A 19,469-nucleotide genomic window follows, 5' to 3' on the forward strand; every position below is an offset into this window, starting at 1 on the left:
AGCACTGCACTCAGGTGACTGCGCGTTCCTAGATTGGCCAGCCGGTCCTCAGCAGACCCCATAAAGCAGCGGCCAAGCCCCGACTGCGAACAGAAGCAAGCACTCGGCGAGGGACTAAGCTCACAAGGGATTGACTCAAGGCCCGTTACAGAAGCAGCGGCCAAGCCCCGACTGCGAACAGAAGCAAGCACTCGGCGAGGGACTAAGCTCACAAGGGATTGACTCAAGGCCCGTTACAGAAGGCTTTCACTGGCTACCGCGATGTAAAAAGCGGATCACAACGTCGTGCCGTTGCCCGGACGAGCAGCCAAAGGCTGTGCCTGTCCAGTAGGCCGCACCTGGACTCGCCAAGGACACCGGGGCGTCAGCAGCCTGTTGTCTACGGCGTGTGTACATTTAGGATTTACCGGCGTCCGGAATGACAATGGTTGTATTCCTCATTCAGGAAGCTCAGGCCGTGCTCAAAGGTGGCGCATCAACGGATGACCTATGTTAGAAGGTGAGATAGGACATCCGGGAACAGTTCTCACGTTTCGTCCGGAGGACCAATGGACGCTGCTATACTCATGACCGTAGATCATTGTTATCAATCGATCGCCGGGCGCCTGCCGGTTTAATCCACACCCTCAGGCCATGTGCAGCGCCCTACATAAAGTTCGTCCACTCCGGGCGGATTTCTGGATATATTTGAGATAGCGATTTCGATTTGGTGCGAGCGACGGGGATCGAACCCGTATACCTTGCGGTGAGGGATTTTAAGTCCCTTGCGTCTACCAGTTTCGCCACGCTCGCGCAGGCATTCTCCTTCAACGACTGAGGCGATTCAGTCAAGAGCGAGACGGCTCCTCATGTTTGCGCTGGACGCGCTGCAATACGGACCGGATTCAAAAGGCAACCGGCAACCACGCCGACGGATGCGCCGACAATCTTGACCGCGGCGTCGTGGAAGCGCGCATGGCGCGTCGGCGACAGGCATTGCAGATACTCAACTGCCAAGGCGCCGGCGGCCAGGAGAAGCGCGACCGCGATCCAATGCCGCGGATAGGCGAGCGCGAACATGAAGCCGGCCAACGAATAAGCCAGAGCGCGGTCGAGATTGACTGACGTGACCGTATGCGGGCGCAACCCGATCGGCGACAGGGTGACGAAAATAATGGCCGCGAAAAGCAGCCAGGCAATCGGTCTTGCAAATTTGCTTGAGATCATCCGGGCGATGTAGCCGCATTGCGAGCGAATTGATAGCGCACAATCGCGTTATTGCGCGAACGGCGGCAGCCGATACAAAAGATGACTTCGCAAGTGGACAATATTGGCGGATATGGGCTTTTTCCCGTTGCGCGCTTATGCCATAGCGGTGGTCGGTAACAGCAATGGACGAACGATTGTGACCAGGCAGGATGTCGAGAGCGCCGAAGCGGCCATGCGCAGCCTATTTCCAGCAACGCCACTGCAGCTGAACGAGCACCTGTCGGCGCGCTATGGCGCCGACATCTGGCTGAAGCGCGAAGACCTTTCACCCGTGCGTTCCTACAAGATTCGCGGCGCCTTCAATTTCTTCCGCAAGGCGATCGCCGAGGGTGCTGGCGGCAAGACCTTCGTCTGCGCCTCGGCCGGCAATCATGCCCAGGGCTTTGCCTTCGTCTGCCGCTATTTCGGCGTGCATGGCGTTGTCTTCATGCCGGTGACAACGCCGCAGCAGAAGATCGACAAGACGCGCATCTTTGGCGCGGAGTTCATCACCATCAAGCTGACGGGCGACTTCTTCGATCAATGCTACAAGGCCGCCCGCGATCACGTCGAGGCGATCGACGGCGTCATGGTGCCGCCGTTCGACCATCCGGATATCATCGAAGGCCAGGCGACGGTTGCCGCGGAAATCCTGCAGCAACTGCCCGAAGGGACCACACCTGATATGGTCGTCATGCCGGTCGGTGGCGGCGGACTGGCGGCTGGCATCACTAGTTATCTCGATGATTTTGTGCCAAAATCCGGCTTCATCTTCACGGAGCCGGCCGGCGCGCCGAGCCTGAAGCGAAGCATCGAAGCAAGGCAGGTGGTGACGCTCGCCAAGGTTGACAATTTCGTCGACGGTGCGGCCGTTGCGCGGATCGGGGATCTGAACTTCGCCGCCCTGGAAGGCTTTCCCACCGAGCAGGTCATGCTGATGCCGGAAAACGCCATTTGCGTGACCATCGGCGAGATGCTGAACGTCGAGGGAGTCGTCCTCGAACCGGCGGGAGCACTATCGCTGACCGCAATTGCCGCGATGGATCCGGAAGTGCTGAGAGGCAAGACCGTCATCGCCGTTGTCTCCGGGGGCAACTTCGATTTCGAACGCCTTCCCGATGTCAAGGAGCGCGCAATGCGCTATGCCGGATTGAAGAAGTACTTCATCCTGCGGATGCCTCAGCGACCCGGCGCCTTGCGCGACTTTCTGAACCTGCTTGGCCCCGACGACGACATCGCCCGTTTCGAGTATCTCAAGAAGACGGCTCGCAATTTCGGCTCGGTGTTGATCGGTATTGAGACCAAGGCGCCCGAGAATTTCGCGCAGCTCATCGCGAACTTCGAGAATGCGGCCATCGGCTTCGAGGACATCACCGAAAACGAGATCCTCGCAAACCTCATCATTTAACTTTTCCGGCACGCGCTGCCATGATAAGGCGAAATATGGCTTCGATCTTCTCCAGTATTTTCTCAATGTTTTCAGGCGGCGGCAAATCGCCTGAAGCGCCGGCTGGCGTCTCTTCCGAGCCGCAGCTCTATGGGGACTGCTCGATCTATGCCGAGCCGCAAAAGGAAGGCGGCCAGTACCGCCTTGCCGGCCGGATCGAGAAAACTGTCGGGGGCGAGGTCCTCGTACGCAATTTCATTCGCGCCGACATGTTCGGATCTTGGGATGATGCGATCGAGTGCACGGTGCGCAAGGCGCAGCAGATCATCGACCAGAACGGGCCGTCATTGTTCAACGACGGCGCGAAAGTTCGCCAGGTCTGATCCGCTTTCCTCGGAATCGGTAGGACGATACTGATACTCACGCAATCTTAAAGCATTACGAGGAATCTTGGTGTCCGCAGCCTTGCAGGACAGCCACGTGCCTTACGACAAACACAGACCATCGCTCATGTTCGCCGCCATTAAGGTGTGGTGGACTGCCTCTGGATGCGCGCTGGCTGGTGAGAGGGGCAGCTGATGGAAGCCTTTAACCTGCTGCTGTTTGCCATTGCCGCCGTTGGCTATTTCACGCTCATGGTGACGTTACTGCACTTCCGCCAGCGCCTCGGCCTGGGCATGTTTCTCACTGCCCTCGGTGTCATGCACTTCATGGAAACCTACCTGGCGGCAGTCTTTTATGTCGCGCTACCGTTCGGCATTGCGTCGCCTGGTTCGTCGGTATTCTTCACTGGCAAGCTGATGATGATTCTCATGCTTTATCGGCAAGAGGACGCTGCTACCGTTCGCCAACCGATCTACGGCCTGTTTGTCGGCAATATCCTGACGGTCGCCGTAGCATGGCTGCTGCAACTGCATACGCCGATCGAGCTCCCTCGGGGCGATGGCGCGAACTTCGATTTCCTCAAGGAAATGGGATGGCTCATGGTTTGGGGGACGACGCTCCTCTATCTCGATTCCATCGGCATTATCCTGCTGTACGAGCGCCTCGGCCGCTTCCTGAAGCACTGGATCATCGTGCGCTTTATGATCTGCGGCTTCGTCATCCTCACATTCGATCAGATCGGGTTCTTCGGTGCGCTCCACTACTTCCTCGAGATTCCTGCCTCTGCCTTCTGGGACGGATGGAAGGCCAAGATGTTTGCCGTCTGCATCTATGCGTTGCTCTTCGCCGTCTACGAAGTTTGGATACGGCGCGAAGGCATTCCCGCGAGCGTGCGGCCGATCAGTGATGTCTTCAGTGACCTGACCTTCCGGGAGCGTTACAACGATCTGCTTGATCGTACCGGCAGGGACGTGCTGACGGGGGTCTACGATCGCGCGCGAATGGAGATGGAAGCGCCGGTCATGGTTCGCGAAGCACTGCGGCAGGGACACTCCGCCACGGTCATCATTCTGGACGCGGACCATTTCAAGGAGGTCAACGACCGCTTCGGGCATCTGCAGGGAGATGAGGTGTTGAAGGCGATCACGCTTCGCCTCGGCAGCATTTTGCGATCGGCCGACCGTGTCTTCCGTTTTGGCGGCGAGGAATTCGTCGCGGTCTGCCCGGCAACCGACCATGCCGAGGGAATGGGGCTGGCCGAACGCTTGCGCTGGACGATCGCGAATAGCGTCAAGACGCCGGATGGCGAGCCCGTGACCATCAGTATCGGCGTGGCGACAGCCGATACCGACGGCGTGAGCTTCACAACGGTTCTTTCGGCCGCCGACCAGAGGCTCTACCAGGCGAAGAAAAGCGGTCGCAATTGCGTGGTCGGCAAGCCCGGGCTCGAGAAGATCGATTAGCCGATCACGATGCGCGGAATATTTTGGCGCCGGACGGGGCGCTCGTCGCGCCGCCATCGACCACAATTTCAATCCCTGTGACGTTGGTCGAATCGCTTGACGCGAAATAGAGCGCGGCCTTGGCAATTTCCTCCGCTTCGCTCATTCGGCCGAGCGGGCTCATTGCGCCCAGCCGGGCTTCAAGCGCCGACATTGCATCCGCCGTCGACGCCACCGGTTGCCAGATCGGTGTCTTGGTGCCGCCTGGCGTGACCTGGTTGACGCGGATGCCGCGCGGCGCAAGCTCGGAAGCCATATTGCGGGTCATGGCACGTACCGCACCCTTCGTCGCTGCATAGGCTGAATAGCCGGGCGCACCAAGCACCGCATGAACCGAGCCGTTTAGGATGACCGAGCTGCCGTCGTTCAGATGCGGCAATGCCGACTGGACCGTAAAGAAGACGGAGGTCAGGTTCGTGCTGATGATCGTGTTAAATTGCTCCAGCGACGTTCCACCAAGGGGAGTCGCACCGCCAATCCCGGCATTTGCAAAGAGCACGTCAAATTTGCCGAACTTGGCGGCGGCTTCCGCAAAGGCCCGCTCCGTGGCCGCGACGTCCGTTACATCAAGTCTCAGCGCAAGCACGTTGCTGCCGAACGCCTTCTCGGCGGCGGCGAGGGTCTYGGTATTCCGGCCGGTGATGATCACCTTCGCCCCTTCGTCGAGGAAGACCTTGGCAGTTGCAAGACCGATGCCGCTATTTCCGCCCGTGATGAGGGCGACCTTGTTCTGCAGACGCATTGCATGACTCCTCTTGGAAAATTGCGCCATCTGGATTAGGATATACATCCAGAAGGATTATGATCGTAATCTAAATCTGTCAACCGGTGTGGGGAGAGATTTTTATGGGCCACTCACAGCAGGACAAGCGCAAGACACACGAGCGGATCGTCGAAATTGCATCGAAGCGTCTGCGTGAGAAGGGGCTGGATGGCGTCGGCGTCGCGGATCTGATGAAGGAGGCGGGGCTGACCGTCGGTGGCTTCTACAAGCATTTTGCGTCCCGAGACGAACTGGTGGCAGAGGCAATGCAATCGGCCTTCGGCGCCTGGTCGGCGAAGGTTCGGTCGGAGGGGCGGACTCCAGAGGACATTCCGTTGCAGGAGTATGCGGCGATCTACCTGAGCGGAAAACACCGGGACGATACAGCCGGCGGGTGTCCGTTTGCGGCCCTGACGGCCGATCTGGCCCGCAGTGGCGAGAGGTGCCGATCGCTTGCGACTGATCAGCTGAAGACGAGCGTAAACAGCATGCAGGCGCGCATTGACGCCACCGATGAGGCAGAGGCTCGCCGCAAGGCGATCATCATGTCCTGTCTCATGAGTGGAGCGCTTGGCCTTGCACGGATATCCAACGATGAAGCCTTTGGCGGCGAGATCCTCGACACTGTGAAGGCCTTCGTGAACGAGTTCGGCACAAAATGAAAACGGCCGGTGAGAACCGGCCGTTTCAACATCGATTTCGACACCGATTAGGCGGCGAGGGCGATTTCCTCAGCGCGGGCCTTGGCAGCGCCAATTGCCTTCTCGGCAGCTTCCGGGCCAAAGGCGAGGCCTTCGACGTAGATCGTTTCGACGTCGGTGATACCGAGGAAGCCGAGGACCGACTTCAGGTACGGTACAGCGTGGTTCATGCCTGCCGCCGGGCCCTGCGAATAGACGCCACCGGAAGCAAGAACGACGTAGACCTTCTTGCCGGTGGCAAGGCCAACCGGGCCGCTTTCGGTGTACTTGAAGGTAAGGCCGGCGCGGGCGACGTTGTCGATCCAAGTCTTCAGCGACGAGTAGATGTTGAAGTTGATGAGACCCGTACCGATGACAACCGTATCGGCTGCGAGCAGTTCGGCGACGAGTTCGTCCGACGTCTTCACGGCGGCGGCTTCCTCAACGGTGCGATCATCGGCAGGCTTGCGGATGGCTGCGGTGAAGAGATCATCGATGTGCGGCAGCGGATTTACACCTAGGTCGCGACGAACGACGGCGCTGCCCGGCTGCTGAGCCTTGATCTTTTCGGCAAGGTCAGCGGCGATCGTGGTCGAAAGAGAGTCTACACGCGGGCTGGAAGTCAAAAGCAGAATGGAAGACATGATTGAATTTCCTCTCGAATTTGCGTTCGCGGCCGTTCTTGGGAGCTTCGAGCCGCTGTTTCGAAGCAGAAAATAGGACTGGCCGACTATCGAAAAAACTGTGATAATGTCGATCAAAATCATCGATAGATTGGATGGAAGATGCTTCCGAACCCCACACTCGACCAGTTGCAAGTGTTCCTTACCGTTGCGGAAATGGGCAGCTTTTCGGCTGCTTCGCGCACGCTAAATCGCGCTCAATCGGTCATAAGCTACACGATCGCCAACCTCGAGGCGCAGCTGGAGGTGCCCCTTTTCGAGCGTTCGGGTGCGAGGCAACCGAAGCTGACGGAGGCGGGCAGGGCACTCCTCGAAGACGCACGGCGACTCGTCTCGGATCTCGAGGTGATGCGCGCCCGCGTAAAGGGGCTGAAGGAAGGGTTGGAGGCCGAGGTCTCCGTCGCGATCAGTGTCATGGTGCCGTCAAAGGCGATGGTTGAGGTCCTGCGCGAGTTTCGCAACGAGTTCCCGTCCGTCGGGCTCAATCTGGCGGTCGGTGAACTCGGCGTGGTGATGGATCTCGTCTCAAACGGCAAGGCGACGATCGGGATCGGCGGTGCCATCCTGCAGCAGCATGATTCGCTTGTGACCGAGCGCATCGGCCATTCCTTCATGGTGCCGGTTGCGTCGAGCGCTCATCCTTTGGCGCGGTTGGGCCGGCCGTTGACGCTGGCCGATGTCCGCGACGAGACGCAGCTTGTTGTCACCGACCCTTCCGGATTGACCAAAGGTCGCGACTTCAATGTGCTTTCCTACAAGACGTGGCGCGTTAGCGATATCGCGACGAAGCACTCTCTTATTCGCGGGGGTCTCGGCTGGGGTGGTCTTCCGGCGTCGCTTATTCGAGACGAGTTGAGAAGCGGAGCGCTTGTACACCTGGATCTCCAGGCCTACGAGCAAGGCGAGTATCCAATTTATGCGATGCGACGAATCTCAACCCCGCCCGGACCGGCTGCCACCTGGATGGTTGACGCCTTTCGATCCAGGCTTTCGCAATGCCCAAGCCATGCCGACTTCACCGCCGAGGTGGCGGAGTATGCAGCGCGCGACCTTTCCCTAGCGGCGGAATAGGCGAGGCGCAAGGGCCTCCCCGGGAGCTGAACGCCTAGAGAACCAGACGGAATTTGGCGAATCCATCGGTGCCTTCACCTGCGTCCTCGATCTTCACGCTTTTCACGTCCGCGAGGAACTGCTTGGCCTTCGGACCGCTCTGGAAGACGGCCGTCGTTCCCGGCAACGGTTTGAAGGTCCAGTTGCCGTCGGCCGACGGATTGATCGTGCGCTCTTCGTGGACGAAGCGGACGATAACGTCACGATTGGTGTCCGGCGCCTGGAAGACGACCTTGTCGGCGGCGATTTCCGGGAACTTGCCGCCGCCGCCGGCGCGGTAGTTGTTGGTGACGACGACAAATTTCTGCTTGAGATCAATAGGCTTGCCGTCGAACTGCAGATTCTGGATGCGGTTCGCATCGGCATTGATCAACTTGCCGTCATCATCGAACCTGCGCGGTTGCGACAGGTCTATCTGGTAGGTGACGCCATCGATCACATCGAAGTTGTAGGATGGGAAGGCACTGTTCAGCAGGTCCGTGTCCTTCGATCCCGGTTTCACCTCGTTGAACATGGCGGCTGACATTTCCAGCCAGTTCTTCACCTGTTCGCCAGTGATGGCGACCGCCTGAACCGTGTTGGGGTACAGGTAGAGATCAGCGACGTTCTTGATCGCGATATCGCCGGCGGGCACGTCGGTATAGTAGTCCGCGCCGCCGCGACCGCCGGCCTTGAACGGCGCTGCGGCCGACAGCACGGGCAGGTCCTTGTATTCGGTGTCGGCAAGCATCTGCTTGATGTACCAGGTCTGTGCCTGGCTAACGATCTGGACGGATGGGTCGTCGGCAACGAGCGCGAAATAGGAATAGAGCGGGGCCGATGTCCTGCCGACCGGAGTGCGCACGTAGGCAAGGGTGGCCTCATGCTCAGCCTTCGCAGCTTCGATGACGTCCTTTTTGTCGGCGACGTCGGCGATGACTTTCTTCTTATCGTCGCGGTGGTAGATCGGCCGCGCTTCCGAGGTGAAGTCGACAATTCTCCAACCTTTGCCGTCCTTTTCCAGCAGGAGGTCAATGAGGCCGAGATGGGAGCCCCAGAAGCCCGCCATCACAGCAGGCTTGCCATGCAACGTGCCTTTCACCGGATCGGCATTCTGGATGCCATCCCAGGTCTTGGGACCGGGGAAGACGAGGTGCTGATGCCCGGTAAAGATCGCGTCGATTCCATCGACCGCGGCAAGATGCAGCGATGCGTTCTCCATCTTCTCGGAGGGGGCCGCGCCGTCGATGCCGGAATGAGAGAGCGCGATCACGATATCCGCGCCTTCCTGCTTCATGACCGGCACCCAGGCCTTGGCCGCCTCGACGATGTCGCGCGTCTGCGCCTTGCCTTCGAGGTTCTTGATATCCCACAGCATGATTTGCGGCGGCACAAAACCGATGAAGCCGATCTTGATAGGGGTCTCGCTGCCGGCGCCGTCCTTGATTGTCTTCTCGACGATGAGATAGGGCTTGAAAAACAGCTCGTCCTTGGTCGGATCGGACACGAGCTGGCCTTTGGTCAGGTTTGCGCAGACGAACGGGAAATTTGCCCCGTTCAGCACCTTGAACATGAAATCGAGGCCGTAGTTGAATTCATGGTTCCCGAGCGTGCCGACCGTGTAGCCGAGCGTGTTCATCGCCTTGATGACGGGATGTAGGTCACCGTCCTTCATCCCGCGTTGGTAGGCCATGTAGTCGCCCATCGGGTTGCCCTGCAGCACGTCGCCATTGTCGATCAGCAGCGAGTTGGCAGCTTCGGCCCGGATGTTATCGATGATCGTCGCGGTGCGCGCCAGGCCCATCGTGTCGTTCGGCTTGTCGGAATAGTAGTCGTAGGGAAAGACGTTGACGTGAATGTCGGTCGTTTCCATCAGGCGAAGATGCGCCTGATTGGCGGCTGCGTGCGCGCTGAAGGGATGAAGAAGGATGAGCGCTGACGTGGCGGCCAGGCCGCCAAGCAACGAGCGGCGGGTCACTGGTGGCAGATCCAGAATGGAAGACATGAAAACTCCTTCGAAAATCACGCGTCGCCCGGCCCATGGCGAGACTAGGGTGATTTGCGAAGGAGTAAACCCTGAAAATGACAGGGAATTATCGCGAGAGGACTGGCTTTACTTCCTTGTGGAAGAACCGGAAGTATGAGGCCACCTGCGCACGGGCATTGGAGTTCGGGTCGAACTGAATTCCGAGGCGGCCATTATGGCTCCAGCGGATGATGCCGTGAAGCGTGCCGAGGTCTTCGGCGATGATTTGCACGCGGCTGCCGGCCGCGGCGTGGATCGGCGACCGGATCTCGACGGCAACGCCGGTAACCGACATATCGAGGATGCGAGCATCAACTTCTTTGGTGAGATAGCGGACCTTGCCGAATACACGGCAGGACCGCCGCTCGGCCTTTCGGGCAATGATATTCAGATTACGCTGCATGTTACGCTCCACCAGAACATGTAGGTGAAATCTACTGGAGGAACATTAAGAATGCTCTAATTGATCGATCTAGAATTGCGGAGAGCCCCGCTGCAAACGTGTTCTGCGCGCAACGACGTGTTCGCGCCACACGGTGAAAATGCCTGCCGCCACGACGATGGCGGAGCCAACGATCATCGTGAGGCTCAGCTTCTCGCTGTAGATCACCACGCCGATGATCGATGCATAGACGAGTTGCAGATATGTCAGCGGCTGCACGGCGGCAGCATCCAGCATATCGTAGGCCCGGATGAGAAAATAATGACTCGAGATGCTGGTCAGACAGACAAGCGTCATCCAGCCCCAGTCCCACCCCGACATCCAGGTCCAATAGAAAGGTCCGACAAGCGTCATGGCGATGCCGCCGACGACACCCGTGTAGAAGAAGCTCGTCATCGCCGAGTCGTCCCGACTGACAAGCCGCGTAGCGATGACGTAAAATGCAAACAGGAAGCATGAGAAGACAGCAAGCAGCAGCTTGACGTCGAAAAACTCGCCTTCCGGCTTCAGGATCAACAGCACCCCGACCAGACCCGCACCAATTGCCGTCCAGCGGCGCCAGCCCACCCGTTCGCCAAGGATCGGCATCGAGAGCAGCGCAATCAGAATCGGGGTTGCGGAAAAGATTGCCTGCGAGTGGGCTAGGCCGATCAGGGCGAAGCAATTGATGACAAGGACAACCTGAGAGGCCAGCAAAACGCCCCTGAAGACCTGCAGGAGCGGCCTCTTTGTCTTAGCCGTCTGCTTGAGGCCACCCCTCATCTTGCAAGCAAGCGCAATGGTGAATGCGGCAAAGGCCCAGTAGCGGATCATGGTGATGAAGACGGGCGGATAGGCGGAGGCCAGGTGCTTCGAGATGCCGTCCTGCAGCGAGAAGATGGTGATCGCCAGCAGGACGAAAATATATCCTTGGGTTTTGGATTTCATGCGTACGGGGTCTTATTGTGGGGGGATCAGGCAGAGGACGACGAAGCCGCTGCTCCGATTCTGCGACATTCTGCCGATTTCAGCTCTCTGTCAAAGCCCGACATTTGGCCTGTCGATGACTTCACGCAGGGCGAAGCTGGAGTTGATCTTTACGACATGCGGGAGTGCTGAGAGCCAGTCGCGATGGATGCGCTCGTAGTCCTCGAGGTCGCGCGCGGCGACACGGAGAATGTAATCGTATTCGCCCGACATCAGATAACAAACCAAGACGTTCGGACAGCGTTTCACCGCGGCTTCGAATTCGGAGAGCGTCTTCGCAAATTGGCCCGACAGGGAGATGTGCACGATCGCGATCATCTTGTAGTCGAGCGCCTTGTGAGAGACGTGGGCGTGGTAGCCGCGGATGACGCCTCGCTTCTCCAGTATATCAAGCCGCCGAGAGCAAGCCGATGGCGACAGTCCAACCTTGGCTGCAAGGTCGGCATTGGTAATGCGGGCGTCGGACTGAAGCGTCTTCAGAATCGCAAGATCGATGGCGTCGGGTTCTGACATTCGAAGAACTTTCGATTGTTTGCTCTAATTCGCAATATTCTTCGAAAATCACCCGCTGCGCAAACCTTCTTTGCAAGGACATTTCGCGGGTGTGGTGATTGGATTTCCCGGTCAAAAACACTCCGCGAAGCGGACATAATGAGAGAGGAACGCTCAATGCGTGTCGGTTGCCCGAAGGAAATCAAGAATCATGAATATCGTGTCGGACTGACACCTGCATCCGTTCGTGAATATGTCGCCCATGGCCACGAGGTCTGGGTTGAGACCAAGGCGGGCGCCGGCATCGGTGCTGATGACGCGGCCTATGCGGCCGCTGGCGCAAAGATTGCCGCCTCGGCCAAGGAAATCTTCGAGAAGTGCGATATGATCGTCAAGGTCAAGGAGCCGCAACCCTCCGAGTGGGCGCAGCTTCGCGATGGCCAGATTCTCTACACCTATCTTCACCTCGCGCCCGACCCGGAACAGACCAAGGGTCTCCTTGCGTCCGGCGTCACCGCTGTTGCCTATGAGACGGTAACGGACGATCGGGGCGGTCTGCCCCTCCTTGCGCCGATGTCCGAGGTGGCCGGACGCCTGTCTATACAGGCTGGTGCGACCGCCCTGCAGAAGGCCAATGGCGGGCTGGGTATCTTGCTCGGCGGCGTTCCCGGCGTGCTGCCGGCGAAGGTCGCTATTATTGGTGGCGGCGTCGTCGGCCTGCATGCCGCCAGGATGGCCGCGGGCCTCGGCGCCGATGTCAGCATCCTCGACAAGTCACTGCCCCGTCTCCGCCAGCTTGACGATATCTTCGGCGGTCGCGTCCATACGCGCTATTCCAGCATTCAGGCTCTGGAAGAAGAAGTTTTCGCGGCGGACCTCGTCATTGGGGCCGTGCTCATTCCGGGCGCCGCCGCGCCGAAGCTTGTGACCCGCGAAATGCTGTCGGGGATGAAGCGAGGCTCTGTCATCGTCGACGTTGCCATCGACCAGGGCGGCTGCTTCGAGACGTCGCATGCAACGACCCATTCCGAACCGACCTACGTTGTCGATGACGTGGTGCACTACTGCGTCGCCAACATGCCAGGCGCCGTGCCGGTCACCTCGGCACATGCCTTGAACAATGCAACGCTGGTTTACGGTCTGGCGCTGGCCGATCGCGGCCTGCGTGCGATTGCGGAAGATCGTCACCTCAGGAACGGTCTCAATATCCACAAGGGACGCGTCACCAATAAGCCGGTGGCCGAAGCGCTGGGCTACGAAGCCTATGCTCCGGAAAGCGTACTAACCGTAGCGTAATTCCCATCACGTTACGTGAGGCAGGCTGGTCGCATTCTCCTGCGACCAGCCTTTTTCCATCATCTGTCTATACGGCATTGATAGCAGTTGTTGCGTGCCGACCGCACATGCACGTAGGCAATCTCCGGCCGCTCGAGGAGCTGGGTGGCATAGGAGCGGATATCGGGTGTCAGAGTTACCGCGCCTGTGCCGTACACGATCCGGTTATCGGCATTGTAACCGCGCACGATGAAATCCGGGCTGGTCAGAACCGGCGGCAGGACCTCTTCTGCGGCATAGCGCTCGCAGGGCTCCTTGTGAAGAAAGACCGGACCGGTCTCCGCATAGGGCTGAAGCTCCGGAAACGGCCGGTAGGCGAAGACCAGCAATTCCTCGCCGGCATCGATATTCTTCAGGCAATGACGGCAGGGATGGCCAGGCCCGTCGGAAACCATCGTCTCGGGCAAGAAACCGTAGGCGTCTGTACCGCCGTTCCAGAGATTCTCGGCGTCGGCGGTGGGCATGGCGGAAAAGCGGATGTCGGTCATGGCGGATCTCCTTGCTGATTGCCAAGAGATGCGCCTTTATCGGGGTCGAAACCACCCGATTCCTGCCAGAGCCCTCGAGGGCTCCAGCTCCTGGCCGACTCACCAGTCCTTCTTGCTCAACTCCAGAAGTTCCTTGTCGCTGAGCGGCCGGACGATGCCCGAACCGGTGGAGACCGGTGAAAAGCCGAACATCTGGTAGAGCTGCAAAGCGCGCGGGTGATCAAGATCGTTGGTCGTCGTCGTCACCCGCTTCGGATTGAGCGTCCAGATTGCGTAGAGCGCCTGCAGCAGGAACCACTTTCCGATCCCCAGGCCAAGCGCATGCTCGAACAGCCCGAAGTGGCTGAGCTCGATCGTGTCCTCATCCTCGACGAAGTACTCGTAGAAGCCAGCAGGCGCGCCGTTGACGTAGAGCACGCTGATATTGTTGCGTTTGTCGTGCAGCGACCTGGCCAAATCCTCGTCAAGCATCCGCAGCCGGTCCACCCACTGCCACCTAGCACCGACCTGACGGTAGAGATAGCGATAGAATGGCAGCGGAATGTCGGGAGCTCGCATGATCGCCGTCTGGATGTTGATCGGCACCGGAAGGCTTGCCTTCGGCGGTGCCGTCATTTCCAGGCGCGTAATATGGGCTTTTAGGGAAGAGGGGGGCTTCACCATCGTGTCAGGCTTTGACCGGTTCCGGCGGACCGGTGACAACAGGCGTGTCGTCCCGGCCACCCCATTCGCTCCAGGAACCGTCGTAGAGCTTGTTGTCGGTATGGCCGAGGGATTCCAGCGCCAGCGTGATGATGGCCGCGGTGATGCCCGAACCGCAGGACGTGACCACGGGCTTCGACAGGTCTACGCCCGCCTCCTCGATCGTCTGCTTGAGTTCCGGCAGGGATTTGAAGCGGCCCTGGGTGGCGAAGACACCCGATGGCAGGTTTCGCGCGCCCGGCATGTGACCGGAGCGCATGCCAGCGCGCGGCTCAGGCTCGACCGCTGCAAAGCGGCCCGCGCTCCTGGCATCCGCTATCTGCAGCGCGCCGCTTGCAACGATATCCCGCATGGCGTCGAGATTGACGACCCGCGAGGCGTCATAGGTGGGCTTGAAAACCTTTGGCTCGTGGCGCGGAACGGTGGCCTCAAGCGGCCGACCCTCCGCTTTCCATCCGTCCAGTCCACCATCGAGTACGTACACATTCCGTGCGCCCATCACGCGAAACAGCCACCACACACGCGGCGATGCGAACATCCCGATGCCATCATAGACGACAATATGATCGTTTTCCCCGATGCCGAGCTTGCCGACTTCGGTTGCGAAAAACTCTGGCGAGGGGATCGTGTGCGGCAGCAGTACGGAATGATCCGCGATCTTGTCCTGATCGAAGCGGATGGCGCCCGGGATATGGCCGGCGGCGTATTCGGCGTCGGCATCGCGCTTCTGCGCCGGCAGATAGAAGGACGCATCCAGGACGCGTAAATCCGGCTTGCCCAATTCCGCCTGCAGCAAATCGGCCGAAACGACGAAACGGCTCTTTTCTTCGCTCATTCTACTCTCCCTGGGGCTTCAGGCTTCGTCGCCGGGAGCGCCGAAGCGAATACGGAAGCGACGGTTTTCCTTGCCCTTCTTTTCGATCTTGGCAATATGAATCTGACCGACTTCCTGAGTTTCGGACACATGTGTGCCGCCGCAGGGCTGGCTGTCAATCGCAGAGTTTTCGCCGATGCAGACAAGGCTGACCCGACCGAGCCCGATCGGCGGACGGACGTTCTTAGATTTGACGATACCAGGGTTGGCAGCAAGCTCCTCGTCGGTGATCCACTGCAGGTAGACCGGATAGTTCTGCCGCACCAGTTCCATGAGTTTTTCGGTGACGTCGTCCTTGTCGATCGTCTCGGTCATATCGAAGTCGACACGGCTCTCATCCTCGCCGACAGCTGCACCCGTGATCGGATAGGAGCAGACGACGGAGAGCAGGTGACAGGCGGTGTGCATCCGCATAAGCTTGTAGCGGCGCGGCCAGTCGACATGCAGTACCAGCTTCTCGCCGACGGCCGGCTGTTCCTGGCCCTCGAGCGGCACATGCACGACGATGTCCTTGGTCGCTCCATGCTTCGTCTGCCCAAGCGTGATCTTGCTGCCATCGGCGCGCTCGAGGAATCCCGTATCGCCCGGCTGGCCTCCCGATGTCGCATAGAAGCAGGTTTGATCCAGCTCAATGCCCCTGTCGTCGTGAACGGCGGTTACCACCGCCTCGCATGTCGAAAGATAGAAATCGTCACGATAGAGGGCATTGACGGGCATGGGGTCTCACGCTGCTGGTTCGTATGGGATCTGTATGTCTTGCGTCTTGGCGAGCCACGCCGGAACCGGCAGGCCCTTCGACGTCAGGAAATCGGGGTTGAAAAGCTTGGACTGGTAGCGGTTGCCGTAGTCGGCGAGGATTGTCACGATGGTATGGCCGGGACCGAGCTCCTTGGCAAGGCGTACTGCGCCGGCGATGTTGATTGCCGTCGATCCGCCCAGGCACAAGCCTTCATGCTCGACGAGATCGAAGACGTAGGGTAGGGCTTCCGCATCCGAAATGCTACAGGCGAAATCGGGCGTGAAGCCTTCCAGGTTCGCTGTGATCCGTCCCTGACCGATCCCTTCAGTGATCGAGGAACCCGACGCTTTCAATTCGCGGTTCTTGTAGAATTCGTAGAGCGCGGCTCCGTCGGGGTCGGCCAGGCCGATCTTGATGTCCTTGTTGAATGCCTTGAGGCCGGCGGCCACACCCGCAAGCGTCCCGCCAGAGCCGACGGAGCAGATAAAGCCGTCGACTTTGCCGTTGGTATCGTTCCAGATCTCGCTGGCCGTCGTTTCGATGTGCGCCTGCCGGTTGGCGACGTTGTCGAACTGGTTCGCCCAGATCGCGCCGTTGGGATCCGTCTTCGCCAGCTGTTCGGCAAGCCTTCCTGAGACCTTCACATAATTGTTCGGGTTCTTGTAGGGAACGGCGGGCACCTCGACGAGTTCGGCGCCGAGCAACTTCAGCGCATCCTTCTTTTCCTGGCTCTGCGTCTCCGGGATGACGATTACGGTCCGGTAGCCGAGCGCCTTTGCAACGACCGTCAGGCCGATGCCGGTATTGCCGGCGGTCCCCTCGACAATGACGCCGCCCGGCCGCAGCAGGCCCTTCTTCTCTGCGTCGCGAATGATGTAGAGCGCCGCGCGATCCTTGACCGACTGGCCGGGATTGAGGAATTCCGCCTTGCCGAGAATAGTGCAGCCGGTCGCTTCCGACGCACCCTTGAGCTTGATCAACGGGGTGTTGCCGATTGCCTCTAGAACGGAGGGATGGACGGTCATGGACTCTGCCTCTTTTGAACGCTTAGTTTAGGAACGGTCTTTTCCCTTCACAAGGCTAGGTTGGCAAGAAATGCTATTCCATCCCTTTGAGCGCAGCGACAAAATTAGACTTCGCCGCCGTCCAGGCACTCGAGCCAGAGCCGTTCGCCGGCCTTGTGATCCGGAGATTGACTTTCAGCGTAGGGATGACGACAAAGCAGTCTCCAGAAGCAAAAACAACCGAAACCGTCATGGTTCATGAGCATATCGACACGGTCGATGCGTTGATGGCGCATTACGTCGCCGGATCCCTTCCTGAGCCGGCACGCGTGCTGGTCGAATCGCATCTTGAAATGAAGCCCGATCATCGCTTGCTGGTGAGAGATCTGGAATCCCTTGCTGGGGAGGCCCTCGAGGAGACACCCGAAGCTGCAATGGGCGATCGCGACGTGCGCCTCGCCGCGGTCTTCGCCTCTGCGCTGCCAGCTGAAAGGCCAGCCGATCTGCCGACAAAACAGGGGTTCTTCCCGAAGGCGATTCGCAACCTGGTCGGCTATGATGTGGATACGGTCCCCTGGAAGACGAAGCTTCCCGGCTTCAAGGAGTACTCGACCGATATCGATGGATGCGAAGTCAGCCTGATGTGGATCAAGGCTGGCCGGGCTTTGCCTGCACACACCCACAAGGGCATGGAGCTCACCTTGATCCTGGACGGCGCGTTCAACGACCGTCGCGGCCATTTCGGGCCTGGCGACATCTCAGTAGCGGACGAGAGCGTCGACCACCGACCTGTTGCCGAAAAAGATCGTCCCTGCATCGCGTTTTCGGTTTTTGACGCGCCGATCAAGCTCACCGGCTCCTTCCCCCAGTTCATCCGAGACCTGATCGGCTGAAAGCAGCCACAATGGCGTGATATTCCCTTGAAACCGGGAGATGGCGAGGAACTCCCGGACCTGTTTTGACGTTTGGAAAACAGCCCGGAGGAGATGTGCCATGCCAGATTTCGTCGCCCGTCCCGAACATGGAATAGCCTGGATATCGGGCGCGAGTTCCGGAATCGGGCGAGCGTTGGCATTGAAGCTCGCCGGAGACGGATACAAGGTCGCCGTCACCGCTCGCGACCACGAGAAGCTTGCGGAATTGCAGGCCGAAGCTGCGGACCTACCCGGCAGCATCATCGTGCTCGACGGCGATGTCACCAACGCCGAAGACATGGAGCACGTGCTTGCGTCAATCGAATATGAACATGGCGCACTTGCGCTGGCGGTTTTCAATGCGGGGGTCTATTTCCCGGTCCACGCGGAAGAACTGAATCTCAGCGATTTCGAGCAGAGCTTCGCGGTCAATCTGCAGGGTGTCGTGAATTGCCTCATCCCGGCCGTGCGGCACATGAAGGCCAAAGGGCAGGGGCAGATCGCCGTCGTTTCATCGGTATCAGGCTATGGCGGCCTGCCGACAAGCGCGGCCTACGGTGCGACCAAAGCCGCCTTGATCAACATGGCCGAGAGCTTGAAATTCGATCTCGACAAGATGGGCATCCGCATTCAGCTCATCAATCCGGGCTTCGTCGATACGCCTGCGATTAAGAAGAACAAATTCTCGATGCCCTCGCTGGTCTCGGTCGAGGAGGCCGCCGAACAGATTTCGGCAGGACTCAAGTCTCAACGCTTCGAGATTACCTTCCCGAAGCGCTTCACCTACATGATGAAGCTCGTCAATCTTCTTCCCTACGGGCTCTATTTCTGGCTGGTCAATCGCTCGACGGGATGGCGGGAGCGACCGCTTGAAAAGCACGCCCGTCCGGCGATGCCGCATCCTGCGGAGTGATGTTCAGTTTCCAGGCAAGGACGAGGCGGATGACGGCCAGACAGGAGGTCATCTGCCTAAAAGGGCCGCCATCCGCTCTCGTCAGCTCCGCGAATAGACGTCCTGGCGAACGTCTATGTTCTAGTGCGGAAGTCTGCTCACAATCGAAATAACTCGAACTCCCAACGGCCGTTTGAAGCGCTCATCAAAACCAAATAGGCGAATGCGCTCCAATGTCGACCAAAAACGCTCGCGCCTTTCCGCAGGAGGCGCAGTCTAACCAGAAACAAAAGTCTCTGACCAGTGACAATTCAGCTTCTGGGAGCGGTATTGCCACCGTGGCTTCCTCCGCCGAGCGGGTCGGCTACGGCGCAGGCATTGGTTGCAACGCTCGTGAGAGCCCATGGCGAGGGACGCCTGGAAGAGCGGCTCGCGTTTCTTGCCAAGCCCAAGCTGCTTATCATCGACGAGCTTGGCTATCTTCCGTTCGACCCCAACGCCGCCCATCTGTTCTTCCAGCTCGTGTCCAGGCGCTACGAGCGGGGTGCAATGCTCATCACGTCCAACCGCAGTGTCGGAGAATGGGGAACAGTGTTCGGCGATCCCGTGGTGGCAACCGCTATCCTCGATCGATTGCTGCACCATAGCCACGTGATAACAATCCGTGGTGACAGCTATAGACTGCGAGAGAAACGTCGTAGTGGACTCCTACAGAAGCCCGCAACGACACTCGGCATGGAGAGCAACTAGCAATCCTTGGCGGACCAGATTTGTGTGTCGCCAGAGGACCAGTTCACGATGACGCTTGATACGTGGGGCATCGCAGCTTTTACAGTTCTGCTCGAGACGGTCTCCCTGAACCCGGTCGGCAGCRAAAGTT

The 19,469-nt window shown here is 59.2% G+C and carries 20 protein-coding genes, 1 tRNA gene and 2 pseudogenes; 9 read left to right on the forward strand and 14 right to left on the reverse strand.

All coding sequences use genetic code 11. The features are described from left to right. Positions 1–707: 707 nt before the first annotated feature. Together AC1DE4_RS20265 and AC1DE4_RS20270 are read right to left on the reverse strand one after the other, a co-directional pair. A tRNA-Leu gene (locus AC1DE4_RS20265) sits at positions 708–792 on the reverse strand. 54 nt (positions 793–846) lie between these two features. Next, on the reverse strand, positions 847–1,206 hold the full coding sequence (locus AC1DE4_RS20270) for a hypothetical protein (protein WP_025659121.1): 360 nt from the start codon (positions 1,204–1,206) through the stop codon (positions 847–849). A gap of 178 nt (positions 1,207–1,384) precedes the next feature. Here AC1DE4_RS20270 and ilvA point away from each other — a divergent pair, with 178 nt between their 5' ends. The 3 genes from ilvA (at position 1,385) to AC1DE4_RS20285 (ending at position 4,461) form a co-directional block, all read left to right on the forward strand. Beyond that, positions 1,385–2,635, forward strand: a complete 1,251-nt coding sequence (gene ilvA / locus AC1DE4_RS20275; RefSeq protein WP_025659120.1) for a threonine ammonia-lyase — start codon at positions 1,385–1,387, stop codon at positions 2,633–2,635. 35 nt (positions 2,636–2,670) lie between these two features. Further along, positions 2,671–2,997: an HlyU family transcriptional regulator gene (locus AC1DE4_RS20280; RefSeq protein ID WP_025659119.1), complete on the forward strand. Its 327-nt coding sequence runs from the start codon at positions 2,671–2,673 to the stop codon at positions 2,995–2,997. A 192-nt stretch (positions 2,998–3,189) separates the two neighbouring features. Next, a complete protein-coding gene (locus AC1DE4_RS20285; protein WP_025659118.1) occupies positions 3,190–4,461 on the forward strand; it encodes a GGDEF domain-containing protein in 1,272 nt (423 codons plus the stop codon). A 4-nt stretch (positions 4,462–4,465) separates the two neighbouring features. On the opposite strand, the gene AC1DE4_RS20290 is transcribed toward AC1DE4_RS20285, so the two are convergent. Then, complete coding sequence (locus AC1DE4_RS20290) at positions 4,466–5,242, reverse strand: SDR family NAD(P)-dependent oxidoreductase (protein WP_477882690.1); 777 nt, start codon at positions 5,240–5,242, stop codon at positions 4,466–4,468. 104 nt (positions 5,243–5,346) lie between these two features. Here AC1DE4_RS20290 and AC1DE4_RS20295 point away from each other — a divergent pair, with 104 nt between their 5' ends. Continuing rightward, on the forward strand, positions 5,347–5,925 hold the full coding sequence (locus AC1DE4_RS20295) for a TetR/AcrR family transcriptional regulator (RefSeq protein WP_025659116.1): 579 nt from the start codon (positions 5,347–5,349) through the stop codon (positions 5,923–5,925). A gap of 47 nt (positions 5,926–5,972) precedes the next feature. On the opposite strand, the gene AC1DE4_RS20300 is transcribed toward AC1DE4_RS20295, so the two are convergent. After that, positions 5,973–6,587, reverse strand: a complete 615-nt coding sequence (locus tag AC1DE4_RS20300) for an FMN-dependent NADH-azoreductase (RefSeq protein WP_025659115.1) — start codon at positions 6,585–6,587, stop codon at positions 5,973–5,975. Between the two features lie 141 nt (positions 6,588–6,728). Here AC1DE4_RS20300 and AC1DE4_RS20305 point away from each other — a divergent pair, with 141 nt between their 5' ends. After that, complete coding sequence (locus tag AC1DE4_RS20305) at positions 6,729–7,697, forward strand: LysR family transcriptional regulator (RefSeq protein WP_018856962.1); 969 nt, start codon at positions 6,729–6,731, stop codon at positions 7,695–7,697. A 34-nt stretch (positions 7,698–7,731) separates the two neighbouring features. Here AC1DE4_RS20305 and AC1DE4_RS20310 read toward each other — a convergent pair whose 3' ends face one another. The 4 genes from AC1DE4_RS20310 to AC1DE4_RS20325 form a co-directional block, all read right to left on the reverse strand. Continuing rightward, entirely contained in the window at positions 7,732–9,720 is a 1,989-nt protein-coding gene (locus AC1DE4_RS20310) for a bifunctional 2',3'-cyclic-nucleotide 2'-phosphodiesterase/3'-nucleotidase (RefSeq protein WP_025659114.1), read from the reverse strand. A gap of 88 nt (positions 9,721–9,808) precedes the next feature. After that, positions 9,809–10,144, reverse strand: a complete 336-nt coding sequence (locus AC1DE4_RS20315; RefSeq protein ID WP_018856960.1) for a PilZ domain-containing protein — start codon at positions 10,142–10,144, stop codon at positions 9,809–9,811. Between the two features lie 69 nt (positions 10,145–10,213). After that, positions 10,214–11,110, reverse strand: a complete 897-nt coding sequence (locus AC1DE4_RS20320) for a DMT family transporter (protein WP_025659113.1) — start codon at positions 11,108–11,110, stop codon at positions 10,214–10,216. Positions 11,111–11,200: 90 nt separating this feature from the next. Next, on the reverse strand, positions 11,201–11,662 hold the full coding sequence (locus tag AC1DE4_RS20325; protein ID WP_018856958.1) for an Lrp/AsnC family transcriptional regulator: 462 nt from the start codon (positions 11,660–11,662) through the stop codon (positions 11,201–11,203). Positions 11,663–11,818: 156 nt separating this feature from the next. Here AC1DE4_RS20325 and ald point away from each other — a divergent pair, with 156 nt between their 5' ends. After that, entirely contained in the window at positions 11,819–12,937 is a 1,119-nt protein-coding gene (gene ald / locus AC1DE4_RS20330; protein ID WP_477882693.1) for an alanine dehydrogenase, read from the forward strand. Positions 12,938–12,996: 59 nt separating this feature from the next. On the opposite strand, the gene AC1DE4_RS20335 is transcribed toward ald, so the two are convergent. The 5 genes from AC1DE4_RS20335 to AC1DE4_RS20355 all read right to left on the reverse strand — a co-directional run bounded on the left by AC1DE4_RS20335 (position 12,997) and on the right by AC1DE4_RS20355 (position 16,804). After that, positions 12,997–13,464 carry a DUF1203 domain-containing protein gene (locus AC1DE4_RS20335; protein ID WP_025659111.1) on the reverse strand — a complete coding sequence of 156 codons (468 nt, stop codon included), beginning with the start codon at positions 13,462–13,464 and terminating at the stop codon, positions 12,997–12,999. Between the two features lie 99 nt (positions 13,465–13,563). Continuing rightward, on the reverse strand, positions 13,564–14,127 hold the full coding sequence (locus AC1DE4_RS20340) for a GNAT family N-acetyltransferase (RefSeq protein ID WP_025659110.1): 564 nt from the start codon (positions 14,125–14,127) through the stop codon (positions 13,564–13,566). Between the two features lie 4 nt (positions 14,128–14,131). Next, positions 14,132–15,001, reverse strand: coding sequence for a 3-mercaptopyruvate sulfurtransferase (gene sseA, locus AC1DE4_RS20345; RefSeq protein WP_025659109.1), 870 nt, complete (start codon positions 14,999–15,001; stop codon positions 14,132–14,134). An 18-nt stretch (positions 15,002–15,019) separates the two neighbouring features. Then, positions 15,020–15,757, reverse strand: coding sequence for an alanyl-tRNA editing protein (locus AC1DE4_RS20350; protein ID WP_025659108.1), 738 nt, complete (start codon positions 15,755–15,757; stop codon positions 15,020–15,022). Positions 15,758–15,763: 6 nt separating this feature from the next. Then, on the reverse strand, positions 15,764–16,804 hold the full coding sequence (locus AC1DE4_RS20355; RefSeq protein ID WP_025659107.1) for a cysteine synthase A: 1,041 nt from the start codon (positions 16,802–16,804) through the stop codon (positions 15,764–15,766). Between the two features lie 185 nt (positions 16,805–16,989). Here AC1DE4_RS20355 and AC1DE4_RS20360 point away from each other — a divergent pair, with 185 nt between their 5' ends. Together AC1DE4_RS20360 and AC1DE4_RS20365 are read left to right on the forward strand one after the other, a co-directional pair. After that, positions 16,990–17,676, forward strand: a complete 687-nt coding sequence (locus AC1DE4_RS20360) for a ChrR family anti-sigma-E factor (protein WP_025659106.1) — start codon at positions 16,990–16,992, stop codon at positions 17,674–17,676. Between the two features lie 100 nt (positions 17,677–17,776). After that, positions 17,777–18,610, forward strand: a complete 834-nt coding sequence (locus AC1DE4_RS20365) for an SDR family NAD(P)-dependent oxidoreductase (protein WP_477882697.1) — start codon at positions 17,777–17,779, stop codon at positions 18,608–18,610. A 137-nt stretch (positions 18,611–18,747) separates the two neighbouring features. On the opposite strand, the pseudogene AC1DE4_RS20370 reads toward AC1DE4_RS20365, so the two are convergent. Continuing rightward, positions 18,748–18,908, reverse strand: a pseudogene (locus AC1DE4_RS20370) (SAM-dependent methyltransferase); the annotation flags it as partial. 47 nt (positions 18,909–18,955) lie between these two features. Between AC1DE4_RS20370 and AC1DE4_RS20375 the strand changes: the two are divergent. Continuing rightward, positions 18,956–19,339: pseudogene (locus AC1DE4_RS20375) on the forward strand (ATP-binding protein); the annotation flags it as partial. Positions 19,340–19,469 lie beyond the last annotated feature (130 nt).

This window comes from Rhizobium sp. 10N414, from assembly GCF_056394785.1.